The sequence below is a fragment of the Phycisphaerae bacterium genome (genome assembly GCA_035275405.1).
Taxonomy (GTDB): domain Bacteria; phylum Planctomycetota; class Phycisphaerae; order UBA1845; family UTPLA1; genus DATEMU01.
In genome coordinates, this window is record DATEMU010000014.1 from 59,345 (window position 1) to 82,121 (window position 22,777).

Genomic DNA, 22,777 nt, shown 5'->3' on the forward strand with positions numbered 1-22,777 from the left:
CAACGACCGCTGCCGCTTCAACCCCCAGCTTCATGGACCTCGGCTACCTTTACCGCCAAGGGTCGCCGAGTGCCGCCTTCGGCGTCTCCGCTGACGGTTCTGTCGTTGTCGGTCGCAGCCGGAATTCGACTGGCAATGCTGCCGACGAAGCCTTCTGTTGGACGCAGGCGACAAGGGTGGTCGGCCTCAGCGACCTGCCCGGCGGGGAAAATCATGTATTTGCCGGCGACAACTCGTCGGATTGCTCGGGCGCAAGCGGGTGGATGTCCTTCTATTGGACCGAGCGGTCGATCAGGCTACGTTTTGGGACCTTACTGCTGGGCTGAGAATTGGAAATAGCGTATCATGCTAGGGTATGGTTCAACATGGGGCGGAACTGCCGCAGGCTAGAGGGGATCACTTGACGCTGCCGTTTGACTCCAATGGGATCGGTCGCGTTTGCGTCTCGGGCACGCTAGCGATTGCGGTCGTATCGATGGCCTCAGCCGCCGCTACTCCCAGCTTCATGGGCCTCGGCTACCTTCACCCCCAAGGGTCGCCAAGCGTCGCATTCGGCGTCTCCGGCGACGGCTCCGTCGTTGTTGGCCGTTCCCGCAACTCCACCGTCAACGGACGCGGCGAAGCCTTCCGCTGGACAGAGGCGGCCGGCATGGTCAGCCTCGGCGACCTGCCCGGCGGCGATTTCAACAGCCAGGCGATCTCGGTTTCTGCCGACGGATTGACGATCGTCGGGTCGGGCAGATCGGTCCTTTCCGGTTCATTCGAAGAAGCCATGCGATGGACTCAGGCCACTGGCATGACTGGTCTCGGCTTTCTGCCCGGCGGCTGGAATTCGAGCTCAGCCGCCGATGTCTCTGCGGACGGATCGACCATCGTGGGATACAGCCACTCTCAGATCGGCGATCAGGCGTTTCGCTGGACCCCGCAAGACGGGATGATGAGTCTTGGAATCGCCGACTCGAGCGCCACAGGAGTTTCTGATGATGGGAACGTCATTGTCGGATCTGTCGGGACTCCTCGCCGCCCTTTTCGCTGGAGCGCCCAGATGGGTTTCCAGAATCTTGGTCTTCCCCCCAATGGCGCCATCTCAGGCATCGCTGAAGACGTTTCGGCGGATGGAGCCACCGTGGTCGGATGGACCCGCAAACCGGTTGGCGATCTGGATGCATTCGCATGGCAAGAAGGCAGTGGCTACGAAATGCTCGGCTATCTACCTGGCGACACCGAGAGTGCGGCGCAGGCCGCCTCAGCCGACGGTTCGAGGATCGTCGGGTACAGCCGGCGAATTGAGTTCCGGGCAGTACTTTGGGACGGAGCCAACGGCATTCGTGACCTTAAGCAAATGCTGGAAGCCGATTTCGAGCTCAACCTTACGGGTTGGAATCTAATCAGCGCATATGCAATCTCGAATGATGGAAATACGATCGTTGGCGACGCCTACAACCCTAACGGACTCATCGAAGCCTACCGCGCCGTCATTCCCGAGCCCGCCTCGGCGCTGCTCGCCCTCGCGTCCCTCGCCTTCTGCCTCACCCGCCGCCGCCATTAATGCCAGACGTTTTATTGACTAACGCCCGTGATCGTGCCCCGCACCATCCCAGACGATAAGCTGCGGTCGATCCAGTTGAGCGTGACTCGCGCCTCATAACCCGATGGGGTTGGGTTCGCAGGAGGGAACCGGACTCGAAAAGTGTCTCTGTTGCGCGCGGGCCCGTTGTTCGAGGACGGTGTGGTTCCCTCTAGTTGGCGGTCGGTAGCGAAACTGGCGGACCCACAAATAATTAACGCACCACGCCCGGACGGAGACTTTCGGGCCGTTGGCGTTTTTACGCAAAGTGGGGCAAAGGTTTACAGCGATCGCGGGGCGCAATGGGTCTCGGCGAAGGTCGCGCGCGACCCTTTTTAGGGTGCGATCCGGCCCACCGCCGCCCCGATCGCGTCAAAAGCCTCTGAGTCTCTGGCCCGTTCGGGCCGTCGGGTTATGAGGGGGTTGGGTTCGGAGGAAGGGGCCAAAGGCACACACCTTTGTTCGAGACCATCGCTAAGAATCTAACCTCAGCCTTCGCTGCGTAGCATCAACTTGGCGCATTAATACATAGACATCGGCTTCAAAGGATTTTGACTAGGTTGATCTGCGGAATCTTTCCATCGTCGAGATCCTTCTCAATCTTCTTTCGAAAATCAGGCGTTGGGTTTTCGTATTCGGGCAAATCGCGAAAGCGGTTCGGAACGCCGCTTCCACTTAAGAGAGGCGATTGAAGCGCTAGGTCCACCGCGGAAAGATGACCTCCGAGCGCGTCTTGGCACGTCGTCGACAAATTCAGATTGCCTCCAGTAAGCCAGGCCAGAACGTCCTGCGCGACTGCCGGAATATTCGGCAATCCGCCGTGTTCGCCCTCGACGTAGCGGGTCGTTACGTCTTCGATCTGCGCCGAAGCGAGCGGAACTCTTCCATCGCCTTCGTAATTCACGTCGCACTTCTGACGTGCGGTGATTTTCTTCGTGCGTTCCCAACTGCCCCACAGGATCGTATCGAACTCAAGCCGGAACAAGCCATCCTGGCCGACGCCTGCGATCATCAGCATCTTGTCCTTGTATTCCTGCAGAAGATCGTCGTGCCAGTTGTACAGGTCGGTATAAAATTGACGAACCTCATCGAGAATAACTTGTAAACGCACGGTCGCGTCGGCCTTTATCTCTAGCTTCCAATCACTCGCCTTGTAAAGGTCAAAATTTGCGCAGGGATGTTTCTCTCCATTTCGTGTTCCGGGATAGACGCCTGCGGGCGCCGGCAGCAGGCTTAGCGCGCCTCGCATCGTGCGGAATGTCTCGCGGCTTAGAAACATCCCCACGATGGCAAGCTGCTCCCAGCCCCAGAGGTGGTTCTTGAGATACCCGGCAATCGAGGGCGAGCCGAAGTGCGGCGTACCGATGTAAACAATCTTGTCGATCTTCGGCCAAAGCTGCTGCCCGTGGATCATGAGCGCGGTGCGAATCATAAGCCCACCCATGCTATGACCGACCAAGTGCACCTTTTTTCCATAATCGGCATGGGTCTTAAGAATCACGTCGCGCATGGCGTCGGCCGATGCCCGCAATGACTTGCGCCAGTCGTACGGGAATTGAACGCTCCCGCCAAAGATACCGGCGGACGCCAGCGCCCGGCGGAACGGCTCATAGGACAGATCCACGGCGCCAGGCATGATCTCAGCAAGCTCGTCGACATCGCCTGTACCGTCATCTTTCAACCGGAGCTGGTCAAGCTTGTCGCGGGCCTGCGCGATATCGATCCACCAGACACCGCCCAATCCAATGCTTTGAAGCGTGCTGCCCATTATTCCCGGCGCGAAGACGATATTCTTCGGTCCGGCGCTGAGATAATGCGTATCAGGGAGCTGGCCCATCAATTCGCGGAAAGCGGCGGGGCCCATCCACTTCTCGACTGCAGCCTTCGTCTTCGTATCCTTCAAGAGACTGATCCGTCTCTCGTAGTCTGCAACCAGATATTCTTCGAGTAGAGTAAGCGAACGGCCCATCTTGTCCTCCTTAGTTTCGCAACGCAGTCACTTCCTCCTCGGACGCGAGATACAACTCGTATTGATTGGTCATGCTGTAGAACAACCCACCAATATTCTTGTATTGGGTCCACAGGAACATGCGTGCCTGGGTGAGCGCCTCTCCGGCCGCCATCGGCTTTTCATCAACGATGCGGTACAAGAAACGAAAGTACAGCCACGCGAACTTGCTTGCAAGTTTGATCGGCACTTTTGTTTCGGTGCCAATGAAGGCTCGAATGCCGCGTTGGAAAAAGGAGTCCTCTAGTTCGCTGGCCATATGAGGATCGGCCTGCACAGTCGTGCATGCATTCGCGAAGACGAGTGGTGCATCCGTAATTTCGGCCTGGGAAAGATCGGCTATCCCAAGAGTGTCTTCAACTTTGGAGGTGTTCCCAAAGCGCAGAACCGGCTGAGCGCCGTTTCCTACGCTGCAATGACAATAGAAATACAAGACGCCGACGGGAGAGGGCCCCGGTGAGTCCAGTGCGCCCATAATCTGGCGTTTGAAGTCCGGTTGGGTTCGATCGGGGAAGAGTTGTGATCGCTTCAGTTTTTTGTACTCGCCGGCCTGCCATCCGGATTCGACCGCGACCTCGTCATCGGCCTTGTCTCCCCAATAAAGTAGATTCACTGAATGGACCGAATCCATGCCGCCGAGAATGACGGAGCCGTTGTTGACGGGCCAGGAATGCGTGCCAATGCGGAATCGCAGACCCAGAAAGTTTTCCGGATTCGCGAACGTCTTACGCATTACGTCCACCGGCTCAGTGTACATCAGCGCCCACGGGACGTGTGCCACCCAGCCGGCGCCGCCTTGACTGGTCCAGTGAAAATCGATTCTGCTACCAGGCTTAAGTTTTGCCAGCAGTATCCGGAGTTTCGACTGTTTGTCAAAGCAGGATTCAAAAAGTCTGTATCCCGCGCTGGCCAGGGCCTGCCATTCTTTGGATTTGAGGACTTCGTCGAACGACTTCTTGTGGGCGGCGTCGGCTTCTTCCGGGAGCGGTTGCCAACCGTTGCCACGAGCGTAATGTGGCTCCCATTTTCCGCGCTTCGAAAGCCGGCCGAGAATGTCGAAGTGATCGAGATCATTCAAATAATCTCCATGCGCCTCTCGGAATTGTTCGAGAGCGTTTCGGACGTTCTGAATCGTACCCGCCACCATGGTATCAAACCCTTTGAAGGACTCTTGAAACTCGTACTTTTCAACGAGGAACCCCTTCGTCGTGATGTAAGCTGTACCATTGCTGATCGTCACCTGAATGTGCTCGGGCGGCGTCGTCCATTCGTGTGTCGTTCTGAGATGTGTGTGCAGAATCGTCTTTGCGATTTCATCTGCCGTGACTTTCGGCCCATTTCTCAATCCCACCGACACTTCTCGATAGATTTCGCGAGCGCCATTTACGGCGACAGCGTAAATCGTCAGATGCACCTTACCAGGTGTGACGCCAGCACGAAACGCGACCTCTTTCGTCTCGGTGTTCCCCTCTTCCGGAATGAGCAATTCGAATTCCGTCGTCCAAGTGTTACAGATCTTCCTAGGCTCTAAGGTCGTCGGCGTCGAAATGAACTCGACATCGGCTGACGTGATGACCCAGAGCGTCTTCAAGCCGCCACTGGGAACATCTTTGATCGCGATATTTCCTCTAGCCAGGTTGACGACGAGCGGCGTCCCGATCCCGAATCGAAGCTTATATTCCCTTCCCCAGTTGAACACTTGCGCCGACTCGCCCTGAAGAGTGTGCCCGGTGACGAGGATCTCACGGCTCTTAGGCCACTTGAAGATGGCATCAGCAGCAGCAATTCCGTCACGTCTGCTGAGCAATTCATCGACGTCAATAAAACTACCGCCAATTTCCCTTGCGCCGAACACACGAGATTCCTCGTGTATCTTAATGGAAGGGCGCAGTGGGTGCATCTTAATGGAAGGGCGCAGTGATCTGGACTTCGGCGGTTGGATCTGCGCCGCAACATTTCGGGCGACCTTCAATGCACGATGAATTTCCTTTACATGTGTCTTGGAAAGTTTGATTTTTGATGGCTGCCTGGTGAGAACGATTCGAGTGCCCTTGGATATGGTACTGACCAGTTTTTGTCGTTTAAGAAAGTCGGAGAAATATGGTCTGATGGGGGTAACCTTCAAGCCGAAGCGAATCAGCTTGATCAGATATTTCTCGAAATCGACCCCGAGCTTGTGGCCAGTCACATTGGGCTGCTCTCGCAGCAACTTCACAAATTCATCCGCATCGGCTCCGACGAGTTTGCGGAGAGAGCCGCTGTGGGAATACAAATGGTCAAAAAATCTGATATAGTCTTTTGGCACGTGCTGCCTCCAGAATTGGTGGCGAGTTTCGGCGCTGAGCGAGAGAAATTACCCCGAGAAGCGGCCGAGGGCAAGAGACGTTTCAGTAACAACAGGAGGGGTACGCCCTCGCCTTGGCCTGGGCTCGACAGTCAAAGCCGCATCGCGGACGGGGGAAAGCCACCGGATAGGTTTGGGAATCTCGGCTCATGAGTCGATCGGGGTTTCAAGGACGACCGGTGTCCCGCACTCCGAGCAGACAACGTGATCCGCCCCGCATAGGTCGTACTCGCACTTCGGGCACATCCAGGGTGGCGGACGCCTCGACCAGAACCATTCCAGAAACACGAAAACAACCGTGAGGAAGACCGTCGGGAGTCCGAAGGGTATGAACAGCGCCCCGGCACTCATTCGTTGCGGCAGACGGAACCAGTATATCACTCGGGTAACAACGCCTCGGTCGGGGATGTCCGCGTCCGCCAGCCGGAAGCCCATGTGGATCGGCGCGGGCGCGCCCTGGATCAGCAGCCCCCCGCCGATGAAAAAGACCTGCCTCTTGGCCCCCATGTAGGCCGGGGCCGTCCAGAAGCTGAGTAGGCTCCCCATCGCCAACAAGGCGCAGAACGCCAGACCGGCCAGGCATAGCCGCCGGCGTCTGCGGAGTTTGTCGGGGTCCACGGTTTTGGCCACGGTGGTATGATACCGAACACCGGCTGGCCTCTTTACCTACAAAAAGTGCATGTGCGGACGCGTCACGATCACCAAGACAAAAGAGGAGTTGGCTATCCGGAGCTTCGGCTACAACACCGGCCGTGCGTTCTACTGCGATTTCACGCTTGGGCTCTTGATGATTTGCGTCGACGCCGTGGACACGTTCGACGGGCACGAGTTCATCGTCCGCGCCCCAGCCAACGGCGAGTACGAGGCGGTTTGTGCGATGGCCAAAGCTGTCGGCATTGAGTTGGATGACGGGTAATCGCCGTGCATTCCCGTCTGTGGTGCGCAGGGCAACTGCAATCCAGGGGCGCTCCCGCGTATCGAGCGCGGTGGGAGAAAAAGCGTGCGGAATAGATTGCAGCAGGAATCCTGTCCTATGGAGAGGGAGCCTGGACTGAAAACGAAACGTCTTGCGAGCCATACAGTGCATGGGCACAATCCGAGCTAGTTGAAAGGTGAAACAGTTTCGTGCGATCTATGAACGCTGGCCGGACTTCCGAGAGAGGCTCCCAGAGGTCTGGGCGGCGCTGCGCGACACCAGCGTACCAGCATGGTCACGCCTGAGATGTGCATGGCGAACTGCGGCGCGTCCCCTTCTGGACCGAACGGAATGGCTATCGTCGTGCACCGACTCGCTTCGGGATATCCGCTTTCGTCGGCAAAGGGCAGTGCGAACTACCGCCGCAGAGCGCTTCCATCGTCGTCTTCACGCCCTGCACACGATAGAGCGAAGTTCAGTCCTCGGTGCCAGTGTGTTCGTGCTGTGTGTCGGACTATCGGCAGCGATCGGCGCGGCATTTGCCGACGGTGCGACTTCCGATCACTTGTCCGACCTTGCCGGAACGCTGGTCACGACTGCCGAGGTGGTGGGCGGCGCAGCCGGAATCCTGTTCGCTGTCATCGTGTTTGGCATTCAGTACCACGGTGAGAAGCTCGACAAGGCCGCGTTTCTCGTTCGCTACCTGCGCCGACGCGAGGGGCTGATTCCCATCGCCGCCTTCACTCTTGGTGTCGTTGCGGCCAATGTAGTTGTGTCCTTGATATGCCCGCTCGGCCTGCCTCGCGCAGCAGTGCCGATGGCGATTCTGGATGTGCCTCTTGTGCTGTTAGTGTTGTGGCTCGTTTTGTGGCTGCTCCACCGGATGACGACTAGCGTTTCAGACGACTTCGTAATGTTGTTGACGCCGAGCCTCACTTGGGAGTACGACCGGGCGCTGGACGAAGACATCCACCACGCACGGCAACGCAAAGTGTTCGAGGAGGCTGTCGAAGACGCAGGGATGAGGTATTCCACGGTCGGCGGCTTCACTAGCGTCGATCCGGTCGCTCCGGTCAAGCTGAGTCTGGATGGCCGTGGCTCCGTCGTGGACGTGAACCTCACGGCGCTGAGGTTACTGGGCGATCACATCCGGTCGGTATGCCCCGACCACGACGCAAAGCTATGTATCGGCCCCGGCGATGTGGTCGACAACACAGTCGCGCTGGTGCTGTCGCCGAGCCGAGATGACCAGGGTCGTCGGAAACAGGATGTCGTCGCGCCCGGCGAGGAAGTTGTCGAGGTGATACGGAAAAATTTGCGAGCCGTCTTTCGCCTCGGGTCGGCGCGAAGGCGCGATGTCGTCGATGTTCTCTCCCGATTCGAGGATGTGCTTGTGAGCTATTCGAGGCACGACTCCTCAGAGCAATTGGAACGCGGGCTTGAGATTCAAGAGGCGCTCGTGAAGCGCGGGCTGGCTCGCGCGGATGCCGTGGCCGGACAGTTCTCGATGCACCGCGAGCGCCTGCCTGACTTTCTCGCTGGGTTCAACTTCTTCAATATGGCTCAGCACTCCGTGGCATCCGGTGATCGTGAAAAGGTATCCGCTCTTCTCACCTTTTCCTGCCGGATGATGGATCTGGCCGTTCAGCACTTGCATCCGGGGCTGTATCACCGCGCAGGTGAGATTATTGTCGCCGTCTACTACCAGGCCATCGAGGGAACGGAGCTTGCCGACTATGTAGGCGACTACCTCGATAATGTGGTTCTCATGTCCCTCGGTGCCCAGTTCGAATACGCCCATTCCTCGTGGCGATCTGATCCTCCAACGATCGCATCGCAGATGCCCGTCCTGATGGTCGATCTTGCTTGGCGGCTGGAACTCATGCGAGCCGGGCTAGAAGCGGGTCGCACAAAGGACGCCGTGAACTTCCAGGATCGGCTGTTCCGGTGGGATGAACACACAGGGAGGCGATTTGCTGTTCCACACGAGGAGTCGAACGTTCCGCCGGAGCTGCGCGAAGCAAGCGACGTCATGAGCTATGCCACGCTCATCACGGCAGGGTGGTGCCTTCACCTCGTTGAGACTAGGAGCGAACGCACCGACGCCGCCAAAGCTGTGTTCCAACGGTGCGCCGCCGACCTCGGATCGCGCGAGCATCTGCTGCGGCTTTGGGAAACCGTTCGCAGCAAGCCGTTCACGGGTCGGCCTCCGGACGATCCGTTCGGCGTGACTCGATGGACAAGCCCCTCAGTTGGGCGCGCAGGCGTTACAATAGCGTATGGAGTCTCCGACGCATGGATCGAACGCGGATTCATGGCGCTGATGCTGGCTCGCCCGTCGTCACCCAAGTACGAAGCGCCGGATGCGATGGGCGCCTGTCCACCATTTCGGCACAAGTCCCCCGATGAAGTCAAGCAAGTAGCCGATTCGATCCTCGCCAACGATTCCGTGCGGAAGGAGTTGCTCAACATCGCGGACGAGAATCGCGATGAGACTGTCAATGCCGTCGTTGCCCTGTTCGCGGAGCGGCTCCGGCTGTTCAAGCTCGACCGCCTCGCCGCCGTGGTTGCGGCCCCCCTACTTGACGAGCATCGCGTCCGGCTCCACGCGGAGAACGCCAAGGAGCTGGAGAATGATTATGGGCTGCGAAGCACACTTGCGAAGCTAGGAGGCCTTCAAGCTGAATCGCGGGCGTGGTTCCTGCCGCGTATCCAATACGGCGTGTGGCTACAGAAGGATTCGGTTGTGCGCTGCCGGGAACATCCGATGGAATTCGCACCCCTCATCGCCAGAAGCATCCAAGAGCGTGAGAATACGCGGGTCACCCACGCGGCTGAACGGATTGCCACACCGACGACCACAATCCACAGGCTCGCTGAACTTGCAGACGCGGTGCGCGATGCAATTGCGAGGTCGAGGAGGACAACGAAGAATCCGATCCTTGTGTTCCTACCACACGAGCACCGCCTCCTTGAGGCAATCTTTGGCCAGCGTGGATGGCGACTGCCAAGCCGCCGCAATCTTGGAGACAACCACATCGGTGACTGGGAGGGGTGCCATCTGCTACGGTTTCCGTATATCGATCCTTCATCGGTCGTGATTGTGGATGGGCTTGCTTTCTACGGGAAGATTATGGAAAGCACCGACGTAAGGCTCAATTTCGACATCACTAATCCCCACAAGGCGACACACGACGAGGTACTGCGTCAAGCACAATCCGAGAGCGACCCGACGAAGATTCCCGACGCTGACACGATCACCGTCCTCGCGACTGCTCGATATTCTGCGGACATTGGCCTGCATAACCCACATGCAGCGCTCCGCGTGGACCTCGACCTAACGCGGATCGGTTTCGCGATGATCAAGGGCGAAAATACCTATCACCGTCCAGATTGCACGTTGCTCGCGGGCATCGAGGGTGGAATCATGCATACCCTTGCTCACCGCCTCCCCTCCGAAAACGAACCTCGAACGCCTTGCGAACACTGCCGACCAAACGATTGGGATGAGTAGGCCGAATGCGAGATGCGCCAAGAGTATGCTGCAGAACGGTGAGTAAGAGCATCTGCGAGATCCGCATGAGATTTCTCTTTAACGGTGCACAGTGTCCGACAGTCACGATCCTACAACAACCGTAATCTCGTTACGCAAGATCGCTGCCTCGTTCCGCGAGGTGCCAACCCCTCCAATTGGTCAGCATGAGATGTTTGTATGGGTTGAACTTGATTATTGGAAACTCCTGAGTAACGCCGGCGAACTAATGATTGAGGCATATCGAAATGGATGGCTTCCAAGCTGGCCGGAGCTTAATGATGCAATCGCCGAGAACCTAACTAGTCGGGACTTGTTCATCGCCGCTGCCGGGCCAGAACTGATGCCAACCGCCGGGCCGACCCTAAATAGAGTGCACTATGATAGCGCCGCACAAAAGGCAGGAGCTGTTTGCCAATTGTTTTCTCGTGTGGGGATACTGCCATACAGCGGGTTGCAAACAATTGAGCGATACGCAAGGGCATGTGAAGGGTTAGCCAACCTCATCGAGTCAACGCACGACGCGATAAATACTCTACAACAGCCAGGCACGCTGCCGACTCGGGCTCCACAGGACGCCAAAGCTCCTGTGCTTTTGGCCGACGACAAAAGGGACTGGTTTACTGTCACCCATGCTGCCGAACTCCTCATGAAAGACATACCAGAACTGACCCTAGAGAAGGCGAAGAGCCGCGTTTCCAAAGCCGCTGGCGAGAAGAAATTCGTGACGAACGGAAAGGGCCGCGCACGCCGCATCGAGACCATCAGTTTTAAGGCGTGGCGATTGGATCAGCGAGATCGCGATCTCGATAGTGATCATTGAACGCAAAAGTCGCTACGACGAGCAACTTGCGCGGTTTCGCGCGGTCTCCACCGCGCAAAGCGACCCAAACTGGCACAAATCACAACACAACTCGCAAACCTTGCAATTTACAAACCGCGTTGGTATCGTTGCTTGCGCGTTTCAGGCTCCGGCGGGGGCGGTTCCCAAGCTGGACGTCGTGGGTTCGAATCCCATCGCCCGCTGTTAACCCAAGCTAGTCAGTCGATTACGAACAACGACCAATCCTCGTTGGGTCGAACCAGGGAGGAAAATCGATCCCTTCTGATCGCCATAAGCCCTTTTGTGGCGATATTTGTCTCTCCGAACCGCCAGTAAACCGCCAGGAATTCACGACTTCCATTGGGGCGGGTGACCGAGCGCGATAGAATCACCAAAGTCGTGTGTAAGCGCTTTTTTTCCCGGAGTCAGACTGTGAGCGGATTTCCATACCTTCGCTCGTCTACCGCCTGCCTTCTGATTTGGTTTTTGAACGTGGCCGTCGCGAGTGGCGCCACAACGACCTTCCGGGTGGAGGTTCCAGCATCGACCCCGGTGAGCGACGTGATCTACATTGCCGGAAACTTCCAAGGCTGGAATCCCGGCAATCCCGCATACGCGCTGACCGAGCAACCAGATGGCAGATGGCAGATCACGCTGAGCCTGCCGGATGGCAACCCGATCCAATACAAATTCACCCGAGGCAACTGGCAGACGGTCGAGAAGGGCCCCAACGGCGAGGAAATCCCCAATCGGACCTACACGCCCCAGGGTACCGAGACGATCAACCACGTCGTCGCAAATTGGGCTGACATACCGCCATCAACCATCACCGGCCACGTTGAGTCGTTTGTGTACGCCCCGTTCCTTGCGGGCCGTCGTTGCTGGGTCTATCTGCCTCCCGATTACTTCCAGAGCACCGCCCGCTATCCCGTACTGTACATGCATGACGGACAGAATCTTTTCGACCAGTTCACCAGCTTCGCAGGCGAATGGCGAGTGGACGAAACCTGCGAATTGCTCATCGGCAACCGCGAGATCGAGCCGATTATTGTGGTCGGGATTGAGAACAGTGCCGCCCGGTGCAACGAATACACGCCGTGGTTCAGCGCTTCTCAGGGATGCGGCGGCGGCGGCGATGTCTACCTCCAGGCGATTCGAGACGTGCTGATCCCGGAAGTGGACCAGCGCTATCGGACCCGGACGGGGCCTGCGAACACTTACATGGCGGGCTCGTCGTTGGGAGGGTTGATCACCGTGTATGCAGGGTATGCATACGATGGTGTCTGGGGTCGTATCGCGGGAGTGTCTCCCTCTTACTGGTGGGCGAATCAGGCGATGCTCAACTATGCAGCCGCCGGGTCGAAGCCCGAAACCCTGACGCACTTCTATCAGGACATGGGAACGCTTGAATCTGGACTCGCCAATCTACAGGCGATGCGTGACATCGCGGTCAGCCAGGGGTTTGTTGAAGGCGAAGATTTCCTCTCCGTGGAGGCTCAGGGCCACACGCACAACGAATATTACTGGGCGCTCCGCCTGCCCAACATCCTGCGATACTTGATCGATCCCCCGCCGATATATCCGGGCGACATGAACTGCGACGGCGATGTGGACACGGCCAACGACTTGCCCCTCTTTATTGACGCCCTGCTGGACCCGACTGGCTACACCTCACCGCCCGGCTGCGTCATCGAGCAGGCAGATATGAACGGCGACCAAACCTGCGACGGCTTGGACATCGCTGACTTTGTCGTCGCAGTGCTTCAATGAACGTGGGCAGGATCAATGATGCCTCCCGCCGCAGGGCTCGCGGTGCGCTCACCAACGCCGGTCGCGGGGCTCGAACGTGAAGATGTGATCCTTGGCTTCAGACCGGACGGCAGATCGCTGCTTGCCATGCATGCGTGGGAGATGCCCGGCCGCGTCGAGAACGCAGATCTTGAGACCGGCCAGAGAACACGGTTCCGCGAAATCGCACCCAACAACATGATCGGGGCTATAGCGTCTGGCGGTGTCGACTTCTCCGACGACGGGAAGAGTTATGCGTACTGCCTTGTCCGCTCCGTAGGCACGTTGTTTTCGGTCGAGGGTGCGCAATGAATTGCGACGTGCTACTTCCCCATAATCTTGTTTCCGAACGCCCAGTAGATGAGTCCGGCCGCGAAGATGAAGGCCGGGCCGGCGATCGTGCGAACCAGGTACGGCCCCCAGATGCCCGCCCATGAGTCGATCATGGGCGGAATCTTGCCGTCGGGGTCGTAGAGCACGGCGATCTTCTGGCCGACGGTGTAGCGCAAGGCCCGCGCGCCAGCGCCGATTTCGGAAAGGAAGATCGTTTCGCCGCCCTCCTCAGGATTGAACTTGATCTCCGGGTAGTGGTACTCGGCCGACCTCCGCATTTCATTGTCTGTAATTTCCTGACGCTTTTCGATCCGGATGATCTCGCCTTCGGCGGACCGGAGACGGCCGCGCGCCGCGAACCGGTGGAGAAGTCCGCGCACCCCCGCGACAAACAGGCCCACGCCGGTCAGAAAAAAAGCCACCAACATCAAGCCGACGACGTATCGCATGTCGCGTGCCCTTTCGACGACAGACTGCTCGCCTCCGCTCTCCTCAGCGTTCGCTTCGGGTGAGCAGCACCACATGGTCGGCCGGAAAGTCCACGGCGGCGCCCCACCTCGCCGCGATGTACGCGAACACCGGTCGGCTGTAAAAGCAAACATGCGTGGGGTCGCGGCGGTAATGCCATGCCGCGAAAGCGTCCGCCGAGTCCGGGGCCATGCACGTCATGATCCCCAGCACCCCTCCGGCCCGCAGTACGCCAAAAATGCGTTCCAGTTCCCGACGCGGCTGATGGAGATGCTCAAAGACCTCGGAGGCCGCAACGAAATCATAACGGCGGCGCCACACCTCCTCCTCCACCGCGTAGTAGGGATCGAAGAGCGATACCTCCCGGCCCGCGCGACGCAGCATCGCCGCCAGCGCCGGCCCCGGGCCGCAGCCAAAATCGAGCCCCTGGGCGCCCGGCCGCGTCGCCCGCACGATCGCCTCACACAGCGGCGCGAGAAATCGCTGATACCGCGGGTCCTCCGGATCGTTCTCGTGCAGGTCGTAGCGGGCCTTTTCCGCCGCGGCGTCCGGTCGCTCCTTCGCCGGGACAAAAATCAGCGCACAGTTTCCGCATCGCCAAAAGCTCCGCCCCGCGGTTCGATGCAGCAGCCCTGCAGGACGATGATCGCAGAGCGGACACGGCTCATCGAGCGTGGGCAGGTCCATTTCAGCGGATCGCGTCATGAACAACGCTTCACGTCGCGGCCCATTTTCGCAGGTCGATGGCGGTCTTAATCGTCATCAACCTCGTCGCCATCGCCTCCGTCGTCGCTTTCCTCGCCGTGCAGCCGCCCCGTCGGCGAGAAGTAAAGCTCCTTCTCCTTGCCGTCGACCTTCGCCTCCACTTCATAGTAGACGACCGTCGTCTTCTCGATGACGACTTTGGTCCCGGCGCCGAAATGTTTGCCGATCGCCTCGCGAACTGCCGCGGGGGCTTTGTCCATCGGCACGTTCTCCTCCACCTCCAGCAATTCCCCGTCGGCCGATACGCTCGCCTCATGCTCCGTCCCATGATCCATCCACTCCGCCTCGTACACCGTCACGCCGTGCTCGACCTCGCGCTCGATCTCCGTGAACTTCGCCCCGCCCGCCTGCATCTCCAGCGCCCGCCGCGCCGCCGCCGGGACCTGGTCCAGCGGCACCTTCTCGTCATCCAGCGCCGCAGCCAGCCCCGCCGCGCCCAGCACCCCCAGCAATCCGGCAACGAACCCCACTCGTCTGTGATTTTTCGTTTTCATCCTGGACCTCCCGACGACAACTCAACCCGTGACATCGACCGCCGACGCCGCGCCCCGCGTTCTTCTACCGCCGCGGCCCGCTACGGGCAATGGATAGAGGCACAGTGTTTCGGCATCACTCTCAATACAGATAGGGACAAGTGCGTATGCGTCTATTTTCTGCCCGCGCTTGCCCTCCAAGCACAATCGGGCTAAATAGGATCAATCCCGCGTTGCCGCCATGCCTAAAATATATCGGGTATCGCTTTTTTCCAGGGCCGGGATTTGAACGGAGCAATGTCATGCGGCTCGTTGTCGTTTCCAACCGGCTCCCCGTCGTCCTCGATCAGGGCGAATCCGGATGGAACGGCAATCTCGGTGCGGGCGGTCTGGTCAGCGCTCTGACTCCGGTCCTTCGCCGCTGGAAGGGTCTGTGGATCGGCTGGCCCGGTTCGTTGCCTGTGGAGTCCACCCCTTCGCCGTCTTGCTTCGAGAAAATCGGTCAGCGCCTCGGCTTTACGGTCGAGCCCGTCTACCTTACTCCGCAGGAAGAAAAAGACTTTTACCAGGGATTCTCCAATGAGATCATCTGGCCGCTCTTCCACGACCTGCAATCGCGCTGCAATTTCGTCCCGGAGTACTGGACCGCCTACCAGGCCGTCGAGAAAAAGTTTGCCGATTCCGTGGCCGAGCATGTCCGCAAGGACGACCTCATCTGGGTCCAGGACTACCACTTGATGGGATTGGGCCGCTGCCTCCGCGGCCGCGGTTTCTCCAACAAGCTCGGGTTCTTCCTGCACATCCCCTTTCCCCCGCCCGACATCTTCTGCAAGCTCCCCTGGCGCACCGATATCCTCACCGGATTGCTGCAATACGACACCCTCGGCTTCCAGACCCCGCGCGATCGCGACAATTTCTTCGACTGCATCCGCAAACTTCTTCCCGAGGCCCATCGCCGTTCGCGCCGCGCCGTCGTCAGTCTCGAATACTCCAGGCACCTGACCCACGTCGGCGTCTTTCCCATCGGAATCGACTACCGCGAATTCGCCGACCTCGCCGCCAGTCCCGCCGTCACCCAGCGCGTCACAGAGCTGCGCGCGCAATTGACCCCCGGTGAATCGTTGGCTCCTGGACAATCGCCCGGGGCCAGGACGCAGATCGTCCTCGCCGTCGATCGGCTCGACTACACCAAAGGCATCCCGGATCGACTCAAGGCCTTTCGCCTCGCCCTCGTCCGCTACCCCGAGCTGCATCGCAAGATCGCCCTCCTCCAGGTCGTCGTCCCCAGCCGCGAGTCCGTCCCCGAGTATCAGGAACTCAAGGGCGAGATCGAGCGCCTCGTCTCCCAGATCAACGGCGAACTGACCCAGCCCGGCTGGGTACCCATCCATCATGTGTTTCGCAGCATCGATCGCGAGGAACTCGTCGCCTATTATCGCGTCGCGGACATGGCCCTGATCACCCCGCTCAAGGACGGCATGAACCTCGTCGCCAAGGAATATTGCGCCTGCCAGGTGGAAGGCGACGGGGTCCTCATCCTCAGCGAATTCGCCGGCGCCGCCATCCAGTTCAAGGCCGACGCCGTCCTCGTCAACCCCTACGACCTCGATCGCGTCGCCGATGCCGTCCACCGCGCCGCCACGATGAACCTTAAACAACGCCGCCCCGGCATGCGCCGCCTCCGCCGAATCGCCGAACAACAGGACGTGTACTGGTGGGTGAACCGCTTCCTCGCCGCCTGTGGCATCCACGAATCCGGCAATATGAAGCTCGATTTAACCCCCGCTGAGTCAGTGGGGAGCGACAAGCTCCACCGTGGCCTCGAACCCCTGTCGGCGAGGTTCCGAGCGATGGCCAATGGAGTGTAAGATCGGTATCGGGAGGGTTTTCACCACAGAGGCTTAGAGGGAGCGGGGACCAAGGCGGGAGCCGCGACGAGATGCTGAAATGTATTTGTTATTGTCCCAATCTATCGTCTCCGTGCCTCTGAGCCTCTGTGGTGAATCTTCTTCGTTTGATTTTTTGACTTTTTGACGTTTCATCACCGTGTCCGACGCACCCGACTCCCTGACCGCCCGCATCGCCGACCTCGCCCGCGCCTCCGTCCTCCTCGTCGCCACCGACTTTGACGGAACCGTCGCCCCCATCGTCGACGATCCCGCCCGCGCCGAGATGAATCGCGAGACTGCCGTCGCCCTCCGCTACCTCGCCGGTCTCCCCCAAACCCACGTCGCCGTTATCTCCGGCCGCGCCCTCGCCGACCTTGCCCAGAAAACCAATGAGGTCGGTGAATTGCACCTTATCGGCTCCCACGGCAGCGAGTTCGATCCCAGCTTCGCCCTCGGACTCGCCGATGACGCGGCCGCGTTGCTGGACTCCCTGAAGAGTGAGCTTCAATCGCTGGCCGGCGCCCTGCCCGGCGCGATGCTGGAGACTAAACCCTCGTCCCTCGCCTTCCATTACCGCAACGCCGACGAAGCACGCGCCGCCGAGACCGTTCGGACGATCCTCGACGGCTCGGCGCACCGGCCCGGCGTGCACGTCCGCCACGGGAAAAAAGTCGTCGAACTCAGCGTCGTCGAGACGAATAAAGGCGCCGCTCTGGAGCGCGTCCGCCAGCGCCTCGGCGCCACCGCCGCCATCTTCATCGGCGACGACGTGACGGATGAGGACGCGTTCGGCGTCCTTCGCGGCTTCGATGTGGGCGTCAAGGTCGGGCCCGGCGAAACCCTGGCCCGCTTCCGCATCGACGACTCCAACGACGTCGCCCGCACCCTCGCCCAACTGGCCGAAGCCCGCGCCGCCTGGCTCGCCGGCGCCGAGGCCGTCCCCATCGTGCAGCACTCCATCCTCTCCGACCAGCGCACCGTCGCCGTCGTCGCGCCGGGCGGTCGCATCGTTTGGCTCTGCCTCCCGCGCATCGACTCCCCGGCCCTCTTCGCCGAACTCCTCGGCGGCCCCCACGCCGGCTACTTCGACATTCGCCCCGCCCCTCAATCCCTTAATCCCTCAATCCCTCAATCCCTCTATCTCGGCGACACCTTCATCCTCCGAACCGAGTGGCCTCACTTCACCGTCACCGACTACATGGACACCTCCGCTGGTCGCGCCTTCCAACGCGCCGGTCGCACCGACCTGCTGCGTGTGATTGAGCCTCAAGCCTCTGGACCCAAGCCTCAAGTCTTGATCCGCTTCGCCCCCCGCCTCGACTTCGGGCGTATACCCACGCACCTCAGCGTCGCCGAAGACGGCCTCATCATCGAAGGCGTCGTCGACCCCATCGTCCTCCGCGCCCCGGGCGTCAACTGGAAGATCGAGGACGACGGCGCTCATCACACCGCCACTGCCATCGTCGAACTCTCCGATCAGCCGCTGGTACTTGAACTCCGTTATGGAACCGGCAGCCTCGCGCCCTCTTCCGTCGCCGAACCCAACCGCCGCGCCCAGACCGAGCGCTCCTGGAGCGGTTGGGCCGGGAGCCTCACACTGCCTTCCCTGCAGCCCGATCTCGTCCGCCGCAGCGCCCTCGTCCTCAAGGCCCTGACCTATGGCCCGACCGGCGCGATCGCCGCCGCCGCCACGACCAGCCTTCCCGAACACGCCGGCGGTATCCGCAACTGGGACTATCGCTACTGCTGGCCGCGCGACGCCGCCATGGCCGCCGCCGCCCTCGTCCAGCTCGGCAACATCGGCCCCGGCACAAAGTTCCTCGACTGGGTCATCGGAATCCTCGAAGGCTACGAGCCCGGCGCGCTCTTGCGCCCCGTCTACACCGTCTCCGGCGGTCACCTCGGCTCCGAGGCCGACATCCCTGAACTCGCCGGCTATCGCGGCAGCCGCCCTGTCCGCGTGGGCAACGCCGCCGCACAACAGGTCCAGCTCGACGTCTGTGGGCCGATTGCCGACCTCATCGCGCAGCTCGCCGAGCACGGCGCGGCCCTCTCCTCCGAGCACTGGCATCTTGTAAATATCATGGTCTCCGCCGTCGCCGAACGTTGGCGCGAGCCCGACCACGGCATCTGGGAAGTCCGCCTCCCCCGCCGCCATCATATCCACTCCAAGGTCATGTGCTGGCAGACCGTCGACCGCGGACTCGCCATCGCCCGTTACCTCGGCCGCCGCAAGCCCGAGTGGGAGGCCCTGCGCAAGGAAATCGCCGACGACGTCCTCACGCAAGGCTGGAACGAAGACACCCGCGCCTTCTGCGGGACCTACGGCAGCGCCGACGCCAACGCTGCCACCCTCTCCATCGCCCTCGCCGGTCTCCTCCCCGCGACCGACCCGCGCTTCCTCTCCACCGTCGCGCACATCGAACGCGAACTCCTCGTCGACTCCGCCGTCTACCGCTACCGCACCGACGACGGTCTGCCCGGCGTCGAAGGCGCCTTCAACCTCTGCACCCTCTGGCTGGCCGACGCGTACATTGCCCTCGGCCGCCGCGACGAGGCCCACGCCCTCTTCGAAAACTTCTGCCGCCTCGCCGGCCCCACCGGTCTCCTCGCCGAGGAATACGACCCCGAAAACAAAATCGCCCTCGGCAACTTCCCCCAGGCCTACTCCCACCTCGCCCTCATCCAAACCGCCGTCCGCCTCAGCGGAGCGGGCTGACCAGCAGTGGGGCGGGCGTCCCTGCCCGCCAGTCGCAGCCGGCCCTTTCAGAACGCCGGCCGCAAGGCCGGTTCGGCTTTACTTAAACCACCCGTTGCGCACCCCCGCCCGCTCCGACTACATTAACAAGGAGCCCGCTTTCATCTATGAGAACACACCGCCGCCTCCGCAAGACCCTCAAATGGACCAGCGCCTCTCTCCTCGCGCTCTTCCTCGCCGCCTGGGCCTTCTCCATGACCGCCTGGCTCTATTACGCGGGGGACCAGTACATCATCGGCCTGGTCGCCGGGCGCCTGGATTTGATGCGGATCACGGGCGACGTACGAAACGAACTCGCCACTTGCTCGCCCGCTGCGTTTGATTCGGCCGACCTGGCGCGCCCGGTCGAACTTGCCCGTCGAGAATCGAAAGGTTTTACGCTGGGTGGCTTGAGGGAACGCCGTCCCTTCGACGAACTCTTCGGCGCCGTTCTCCCAGGATATCATCAATACCATCATCCCGGGCATACGCAGATTTCTGGGATCGTCGCAGGTCCCGCCACTACTGATACTCTCGTAATTCCATTCTGGGTCCTCGGCGTTGCAGGGCTACTCTTCACCGTATGGTGTGCCTGGCTCGATCGACCTGCGTTGCCGGGCCAGTGCCGAACATGCCGTTACGATTTCCGCGGAAGCTGCGATTGGCGCTGCCCCGAATGCGGAACGCCCGTACCCGAATGGCTTGCAGCGAACCCTCCCCCGCCCAAGAGAATCAGGAGACGTAACAAACCCGTACGCATCGCAACGGGCGTCGCGATCCTCGGCCTGCTGTGCTTGTACGCGGCAAGCACGGTATGGTTGTTCGCTTGGAACAGTAAGTATTACTCGTTCGCGGTTAACTCTGGCGCGTTGCGCGCCCTGTCGATCGTCGACGCCGATCCCGCGGATCGTATCTTTCACCAGGGATTTAGCACTACAGGATGGTCTCTCCGGCGTATTCCACGAGCGCTCCACTTTGCAAATGCGCCGAGTTATTCGCGTAAAATCATAAGAGGTACGCAATTTCGATGGGTTGATATCCCTCTTTGGATGCCGTTACTCGCTTTGCTTTTACTCGCCGCCCTCCTCATCTACCGCGACCGAACCCGCCGCCTGCCCGGCTTCTGTCGCAAATGCGGCTACAACCTTACTGGCAACACCACCGGCCGCTGCCCCGAATGTGGAAACGCAGTTCCCACGCCTGAGGCTGCTCCATGATCACGACGACAGAGTTACAACCTGCCGCTGACAACCCGAACATCATTCGCGCTCGCCCCCAACGCGAAAAATGGGTCGCCTTGGTCGCATTCATGGGTGCCATCGCGTCTCTTGCTCTTCTCGTTTGGTCCTGTTACCACGCAACCGATGTCGATGCTTCCTGGTCGGAAACGAGTTTGCTGACCGCTCAAGCCTGGGACGCCGGCGTCACGATCTGCTTTGCTCGCCTTGACCCGCACAAGAATTCCAAGTCCGGCGCGATCAAGGTCAACGGCTTCTCATACATTCAGGACATCGAACTCGCCTTGGCGGAGGTTCGAAAACAACGACGCCGAAAAGCCAAGTTTGAAGAAGCGGTCGCCCGCTCCAAGCAAACCCCTGATCCCTTTGATGATCAATTCGCAATCGTCGATTTTAAGGATGCTGAGTTCGAAATCCGGGCCTGGTTACGCCATATCGACGCACTACGTCAGGGCGGCATCCGCTACGCAAATCGCATTGCTGTGAATCGCTCCACCTTGGGCTTCTACTTCAACCACAACGAGCCTCCAATTGGCGTCACCGTACTTCGTTTTCCCTTGGCGTTGTTGGTGGTCCTGTTCGGCATCTTTCCATCGCTATGGTTCATTCGCCGCCGCCGTCACCACTTATGGCGCACAGCCCGTCACTGCCGCAAGTGCGGCTACAACCTCACCGGCAACACCACCGGCCGCTGCCCCGAATGCGGTCACGCAACCCCTGAGGCCGCGCCATGACCACAACGACAGAGTCAAAACCTGCCACCGCGAACCCCACCCTCGCCTGCCCTCGTCCGCCACGCGAAGCCTGGGTGTCGCTCATCGCCGGCTATTGCCTGTTCGTCGGAGGCATAGCGATCGTGTGGCTGCCGCTCGATATTTTATTGTCTTCCCACAACCAATTGACTTCAATTCGGTTCTATTTGAATGAGTACGAATGGAAGTCTTCGTGGGCCTTCCTTCACCTGCTATCCACAATCTGGTTCCAGTTGACGTATGTTGTTTTTGTGATTTTCGGTGCTTGCCTATGGTTTCAATGGGGGAGCCTGAAGCGGTCCGCACTGATCGTCCTCTTGGCCACGGTGATGAAGTTCGTTCTTCTCTTATTAGCAGGCTTTGAATCTTTCTTTTCAAGACTTGGCTCGCGAGATCCTTACTCTTTTCTCTTCAATAGTCTGGCACTACTCTGGCAAATAGCGATTCCATCACTGATGATCTGGCTTGTCCTCCGCAATATGCCGGATTGCGACCGTTGGCGCCCCTTGCTCGCATGGTGGCTTTTCATGATGGGAGTGGCCTCGCTCCACTCGGTCGTCACTGGGTACTTTGGCAAGGGGCTCACGGGCGTCAACCTTCAGCACCCTGGCTGGCGCGCTCTTTCGTGGGACACGCTCTGGCCAATCGTCTCCATCTTGCGACTCGTGGACGCCGTCATCGGCATAGTGGGTGGCGTTCAACTCTGGCGCGGATCGTCGGGTCTTCGGTTGTGGACTTGGTCGTACGCCGCGTCCCACATGTTAATGAGGGCAGCGAACGCATTCATGCTGCTCATCATCTTGAACAATAGTTCGTTTTCGAGGTTGCCGGCAACTATGAGTGTTCAGTTTTCCGGATTCCACAGCGTCACATGGGACAATTGGTTCGGATTCGTAGGCGTGATAGTTGGAGGCGCCGCAATAACGGTTCCGCTCGTCCTCTTCGCCCATCACCAAACCCGCCGCCTCGAATTGGAAACCCCATCGTGCCGCCACTGCAACTACAACCTCACCGGCAACACTACCGGCCGTTGCCCCGAATGCGGAAATCCCACGAACACCTTAGCCTCGACCCACCCGCCTTTGTCGGGGGAATTGCGGGCCACGGACTCATCGGGTACACCGCCTAAAACGTGACTTGACCG

Annotated in this window: 18 protein-coding genes; 12 read left to right on the forward strand and 6 right to left on the reverse strand. The window is 59.9% G+C overall.

The genetic code is table 11. From position 1 onward, the window contains the following. The first annotated feature begins 32 nt into the window (after nt 1-32). A complete protein-coding gene (locus VJZ71_16735; GenBank protein ID HKQ49722.1) occupies nt 33-326 on the forward strand; it encodes a hypothetical protein in 294 nt (97 codons plus the stop codon). A gap of 149 nt (nt 327-475) precedes the next feature. Beyond that, on the forward strand, nt 476-1,549 hold the full coding sequence (locus tag VJZ71_16740; GenBank protein ID HKQ49723.1) for a PEP-CTERM sorting domain-containing protein: 1,074 nt from the start codon (nt 476-478) through the stop codon (nt 1,547-1,549). A 559-nt stretch (nt 1,550-2,108) separates the two neighbouring features. On the opposite strand, the gene VJZ71_16745 is transcribed toward VJZ71_16740, so the two are convergent. The 3 genes from VJZ71_16745 to VJZ71_16755 form a co-directional block, all read right to left on the reverse strand. Beyond that, nucleotides 2,109-3,536, reverse strand: coding sequence for an alpha/beta fold hydrolase (locus tag VJZ71_16745; protein ID HKQ49724.1), 1,428 nt, complete (start codon nt 3,534-3,536; stop codon nt 2,109-2,111). 10 nt (nt 3,537-3,546) lie between these two features. Beyond that, nucleotides 3,547-5,880 (reverse strand): CHAT domain-containing protein, encoded by a 2,334-nt coding sequence (locus tag VJZ71_16750; protein HKQ49725.1) that lies wholly within the window; start codon nt 5,878-5,880, stop codon nt 3,547-3,549. A 186-nt stretch (nt 5,881-6,066) separates the two neighbouring features. Continuing rightward, a complete protein-coding gene (locus VJZ71_16755) occupies nt 6,067-6,549 on the reverse strand; it encodes a hypothetical protein (GenBank protein ID HKQ49726.1) in 483 nt (160 codons plus the stop codon). 49 nt (nt 6,550-6,598) lie between these two features. Between VJZ71_16755 and VJZ71_16760 the strand changes: the two genes are divergently transcribed. The 5 genes from VJZ71_16760 to VJZ71_16780 all read left to right on the forward strand — a co-directional run bounded on the left by VJZ71_16760 (nt 6,599) and on the right by VJZ71_16780 (nt 13,290). Continuing rightward, complete coding sequence (locus VJZ71_16760; protein HKQ49727.1) at nt 6,599-6,835, forward strand: hypothetical protein; 237 nt, start codon at nt 6,599-6,601, stop codon at nt 6,833-6,835. A 493-nt stretch (nt 6,836-7,328) separates the two neighbouring features. After that, a complete protein-coding gene (locus VJZ71_16765) occupies nt 7,329-10,349 on the forward strand; it encodes a hypothetical protein (GenBank protein HKQ49728.1) in 3,021 nt (1,006 codons plus the stop codon). Nucleotides 10,350-10,440: 91 nt separating this feature from the next. Further along, the gene (locus VJZ71_16770) at nt 10,441-11,190 is read left to right on the forward strand and encodes a hypothetical protein (GenBank protein HKQ49729.1); all 750 of its coding nucleotides are present in this window, start codon (nt 10,441-10,443) and stop codon (nt 11,188-11,190) included. A gap of 432 nt (nt 11,191-11,622) precedes the next feature. Next, on the forward strand, nt 11,623-12,960 hold the full coding sequence (locus VJZ71_16775) for an alpha/beta hydrolase-fold protein (protein ID HKQ49730.1): 1,338 nt from the start codon (nt 11,623-11,625) through the stop codon (nt 12,958-12,960). A gap of 15 nt (nt 12,961-12,975) precedes the next feature. Next, the gene (locus VJZ71_16780; GenBank protein ID HKQ49731.1) at nt 12,976-13,290 is read left to right on the forward strand and encodes a hypothetical protein; all 315 of its coding nucleotides are present in this window, start codon (nt 12,976-12,978) and stop codon (nt 13,288-13,290) included. A gap of 11 nt (nt 13,291-13,301) precedes the next feature. On the opposite strand, the gene VJZ71_16785 is transcribed toward VJZ71_16780, so the two are convergent. The 3 genes from VJZ71_16785 to VJZ71_16795 are packed head-to-tail and all read right to left on the reverse strand — an operon-like array spanning nt 13,302 to nt 15,038. After that, entirely contained in the window at nt 13,302-13,760 is a 459-nt protein-coding gene (locus tag VJZ71_16785; GenBank protein ID HKQ49732.1) for a DUF3592 domain-containing protein, read from the reverse strand. 43 nt (nt 13,761-13,803) lie between these two features. Next, nucleotides 13,804-14,484: a class I SAM-dependent methyltransferase gene (locus tag VJZ71_16790; GenBank protein HKQ49733.1), complete on the reverse strand. Its 681-nt coding sequence runs from the start codon at nt 14,482-14,484 to the stop codon at nt 13,804-13,806. A 47-nt stretch (nt 14,485-14,531) separates the two neighbouring features. Next, nucleotides 14,532-15,038 carry a PepSY-like domain-containing protein gene (locus VJZ71_16795; GenBank protein ID HKQ49734.1) on the reverse strand — a complete coding sequence of 169 codons (507 nt, stop codon included), beginning with the start codon at nt 15,036-15,038 and terminating at the stop codon, nt 14,532-14,534. Between the two features lie 281 nt (nt 15,039-15,319). Between VJZ71_16795 and VJZ71_16800 the strand changes: the two genes are divergently transcribed. The 5 genes from VJZ71_16800 to VJZ71_16820 all read left to right on the forward strand — a co-directional run bounded on the left by VJZ71_16800 (nt 15,320) and on the right by VJZ71_16820 (nt 22,769). Beyond that, a complete protein-coding gene (locus VJZ71_16800) occupies nt 15,320-16,885 on the forward strand; it encodes a trehalose-6-phosphate synthase (GenBank protein HKQ49735.1) in 1,566 nt (521 codons plus the stop codon). A gap of 178 nt (nt 16,886-17,063) precedes the next feature. Further along, on the forward strand, nt 17,064-19,625 hold the full coding sequence (gene otsB, locus VJZ71_16805) for a trehalose-phosphatase (protein HKQ49736.1): 2,562 nt from the start codon (nt 17,064-17,066) through the stop codon (nt 19,623-19,625). Nucleotides 19,626-19,858: 233 nt separating this feature from the next. Then, nucleotides 19,859-20,860 carry a hypothetical protein gene (locus tag VJZ71_16810; GenBank protein HKQ49737.1) on the forward strand — a complete coding sequence of 334 codons (1,002 nt, stop codon included), beginning with the start codon at nt 19,859-19,861 and terminating at the stop codon, nt 20,858-20,860. Beyond that, nucleotides 20,857-21,615, forward strand: a complete 759-nt coding sequence (locus VJZ71_16815; GenBank protein ID HKQ49738.1) for a hypothetical protein — start codon at nt 20,857-20,859, stop codon at nt 21,613-21,615. Before VJZ71_16810 ends, VJZ71_16815 begins: the two co-directional genes overlap by 4 nt. Continuing rightward, nucleotides 21,612-22,769 (forward strand): hypothetical protein, encoded by a 1,158-nt coding sequence (locus tag VJZ71_16820; protein HKQ49739.1) that lies wholly within the window; start codon nt 21,612-21,614, stop codon nt 22,767-22,769. The genes VJZ71_16815 and VJZ71_16820 overlap by 4 nt, the downstream gene beginning before the upstream one ends. Nucleotides 22,770-22,777: the final 8 nt, after the last annotated feature.

Coding starts and splice junctions, on each gene's coding strand:
- VJZ71_16810 (HKQ49737.1), top strand. CDS start 19,859: ATGACCGCCTGGCTCTATTACGCGGGGGACCAGTACATCATCGGCCTG.
- VJZ71_16735 (HKQ49722.1), top strand. CDS start 33: ATGGACCTCGGCTACCTTTACCGCCAAGGGTCGCCGAGTGCCGCCTTC.
- VJZ71_16815 (HKQ49738.1), top strand. CDS start 20,857: ATGATCACGACGACAGAGTTACAACCTGCCGCTGACAACCCGAACATC.
- VJZ71_16800 (HKQ49735.1), top strand. CDS start 15,320: ATGCGGCTCGTTGTCGTTTCCAACCGGCTCCCCGTCGTCCTCGATCAG.
- VJZ71_16760 (HKQ49727.1), top strand. CDS start 6,599: ATGTGCGGACGCGTCACGATCACCAAGACAAAAGAGGAGTTGGCTATC.
- VJZ71_16795 (HKQ49734.1), bottom strand. CDS start 15,038: ATGAAAACGAAAAATCACAGACGAGTGGGGTTCGTTGCCGGATTGCTG.
- VJZ71_16780 (HKQ49731.1), top strand. CDS start 12,976: ATGATGCCTCCCGCCGCAGGGCTCGCGGTGCGCTCACCAACGCCGGTC.
- VJZ71_16785 (HKQ49732.1), bottom strand. CDS start 13,760: ATGCGATACGTCGTCGGCTTGATGTTGGTGGCTTTTTTTCTGACCGGC.
- VJZ71_16790 (HKQ49733.1), bottom strand. CDS start 14,484: ATGACGCGATCCGCTGAAATGGACCTGCCCACGCTCGATGAGCCGTGT.
- VJZ71_16820 (HKQ49739.1), top strand. CDS start 21,612: ATGACCACAACGACAGAGTCAAAACCTGCCACCGCGAACCCCACCCTC.
- VJZ71_16740 (HKQ49723.1), top strand. CDS start 476: ATGGCCTCAGCCGCCGCTACTCCCAGCTTCATGGGCCTCGGCTACCTT.
- VJZ71_16745 (HKQ49724.1), bottom strand. CDS start 3,536: ATGGGCCGTTCGCTTACTCTACTCGAAGAATATCTGGTTGCAGACTAC.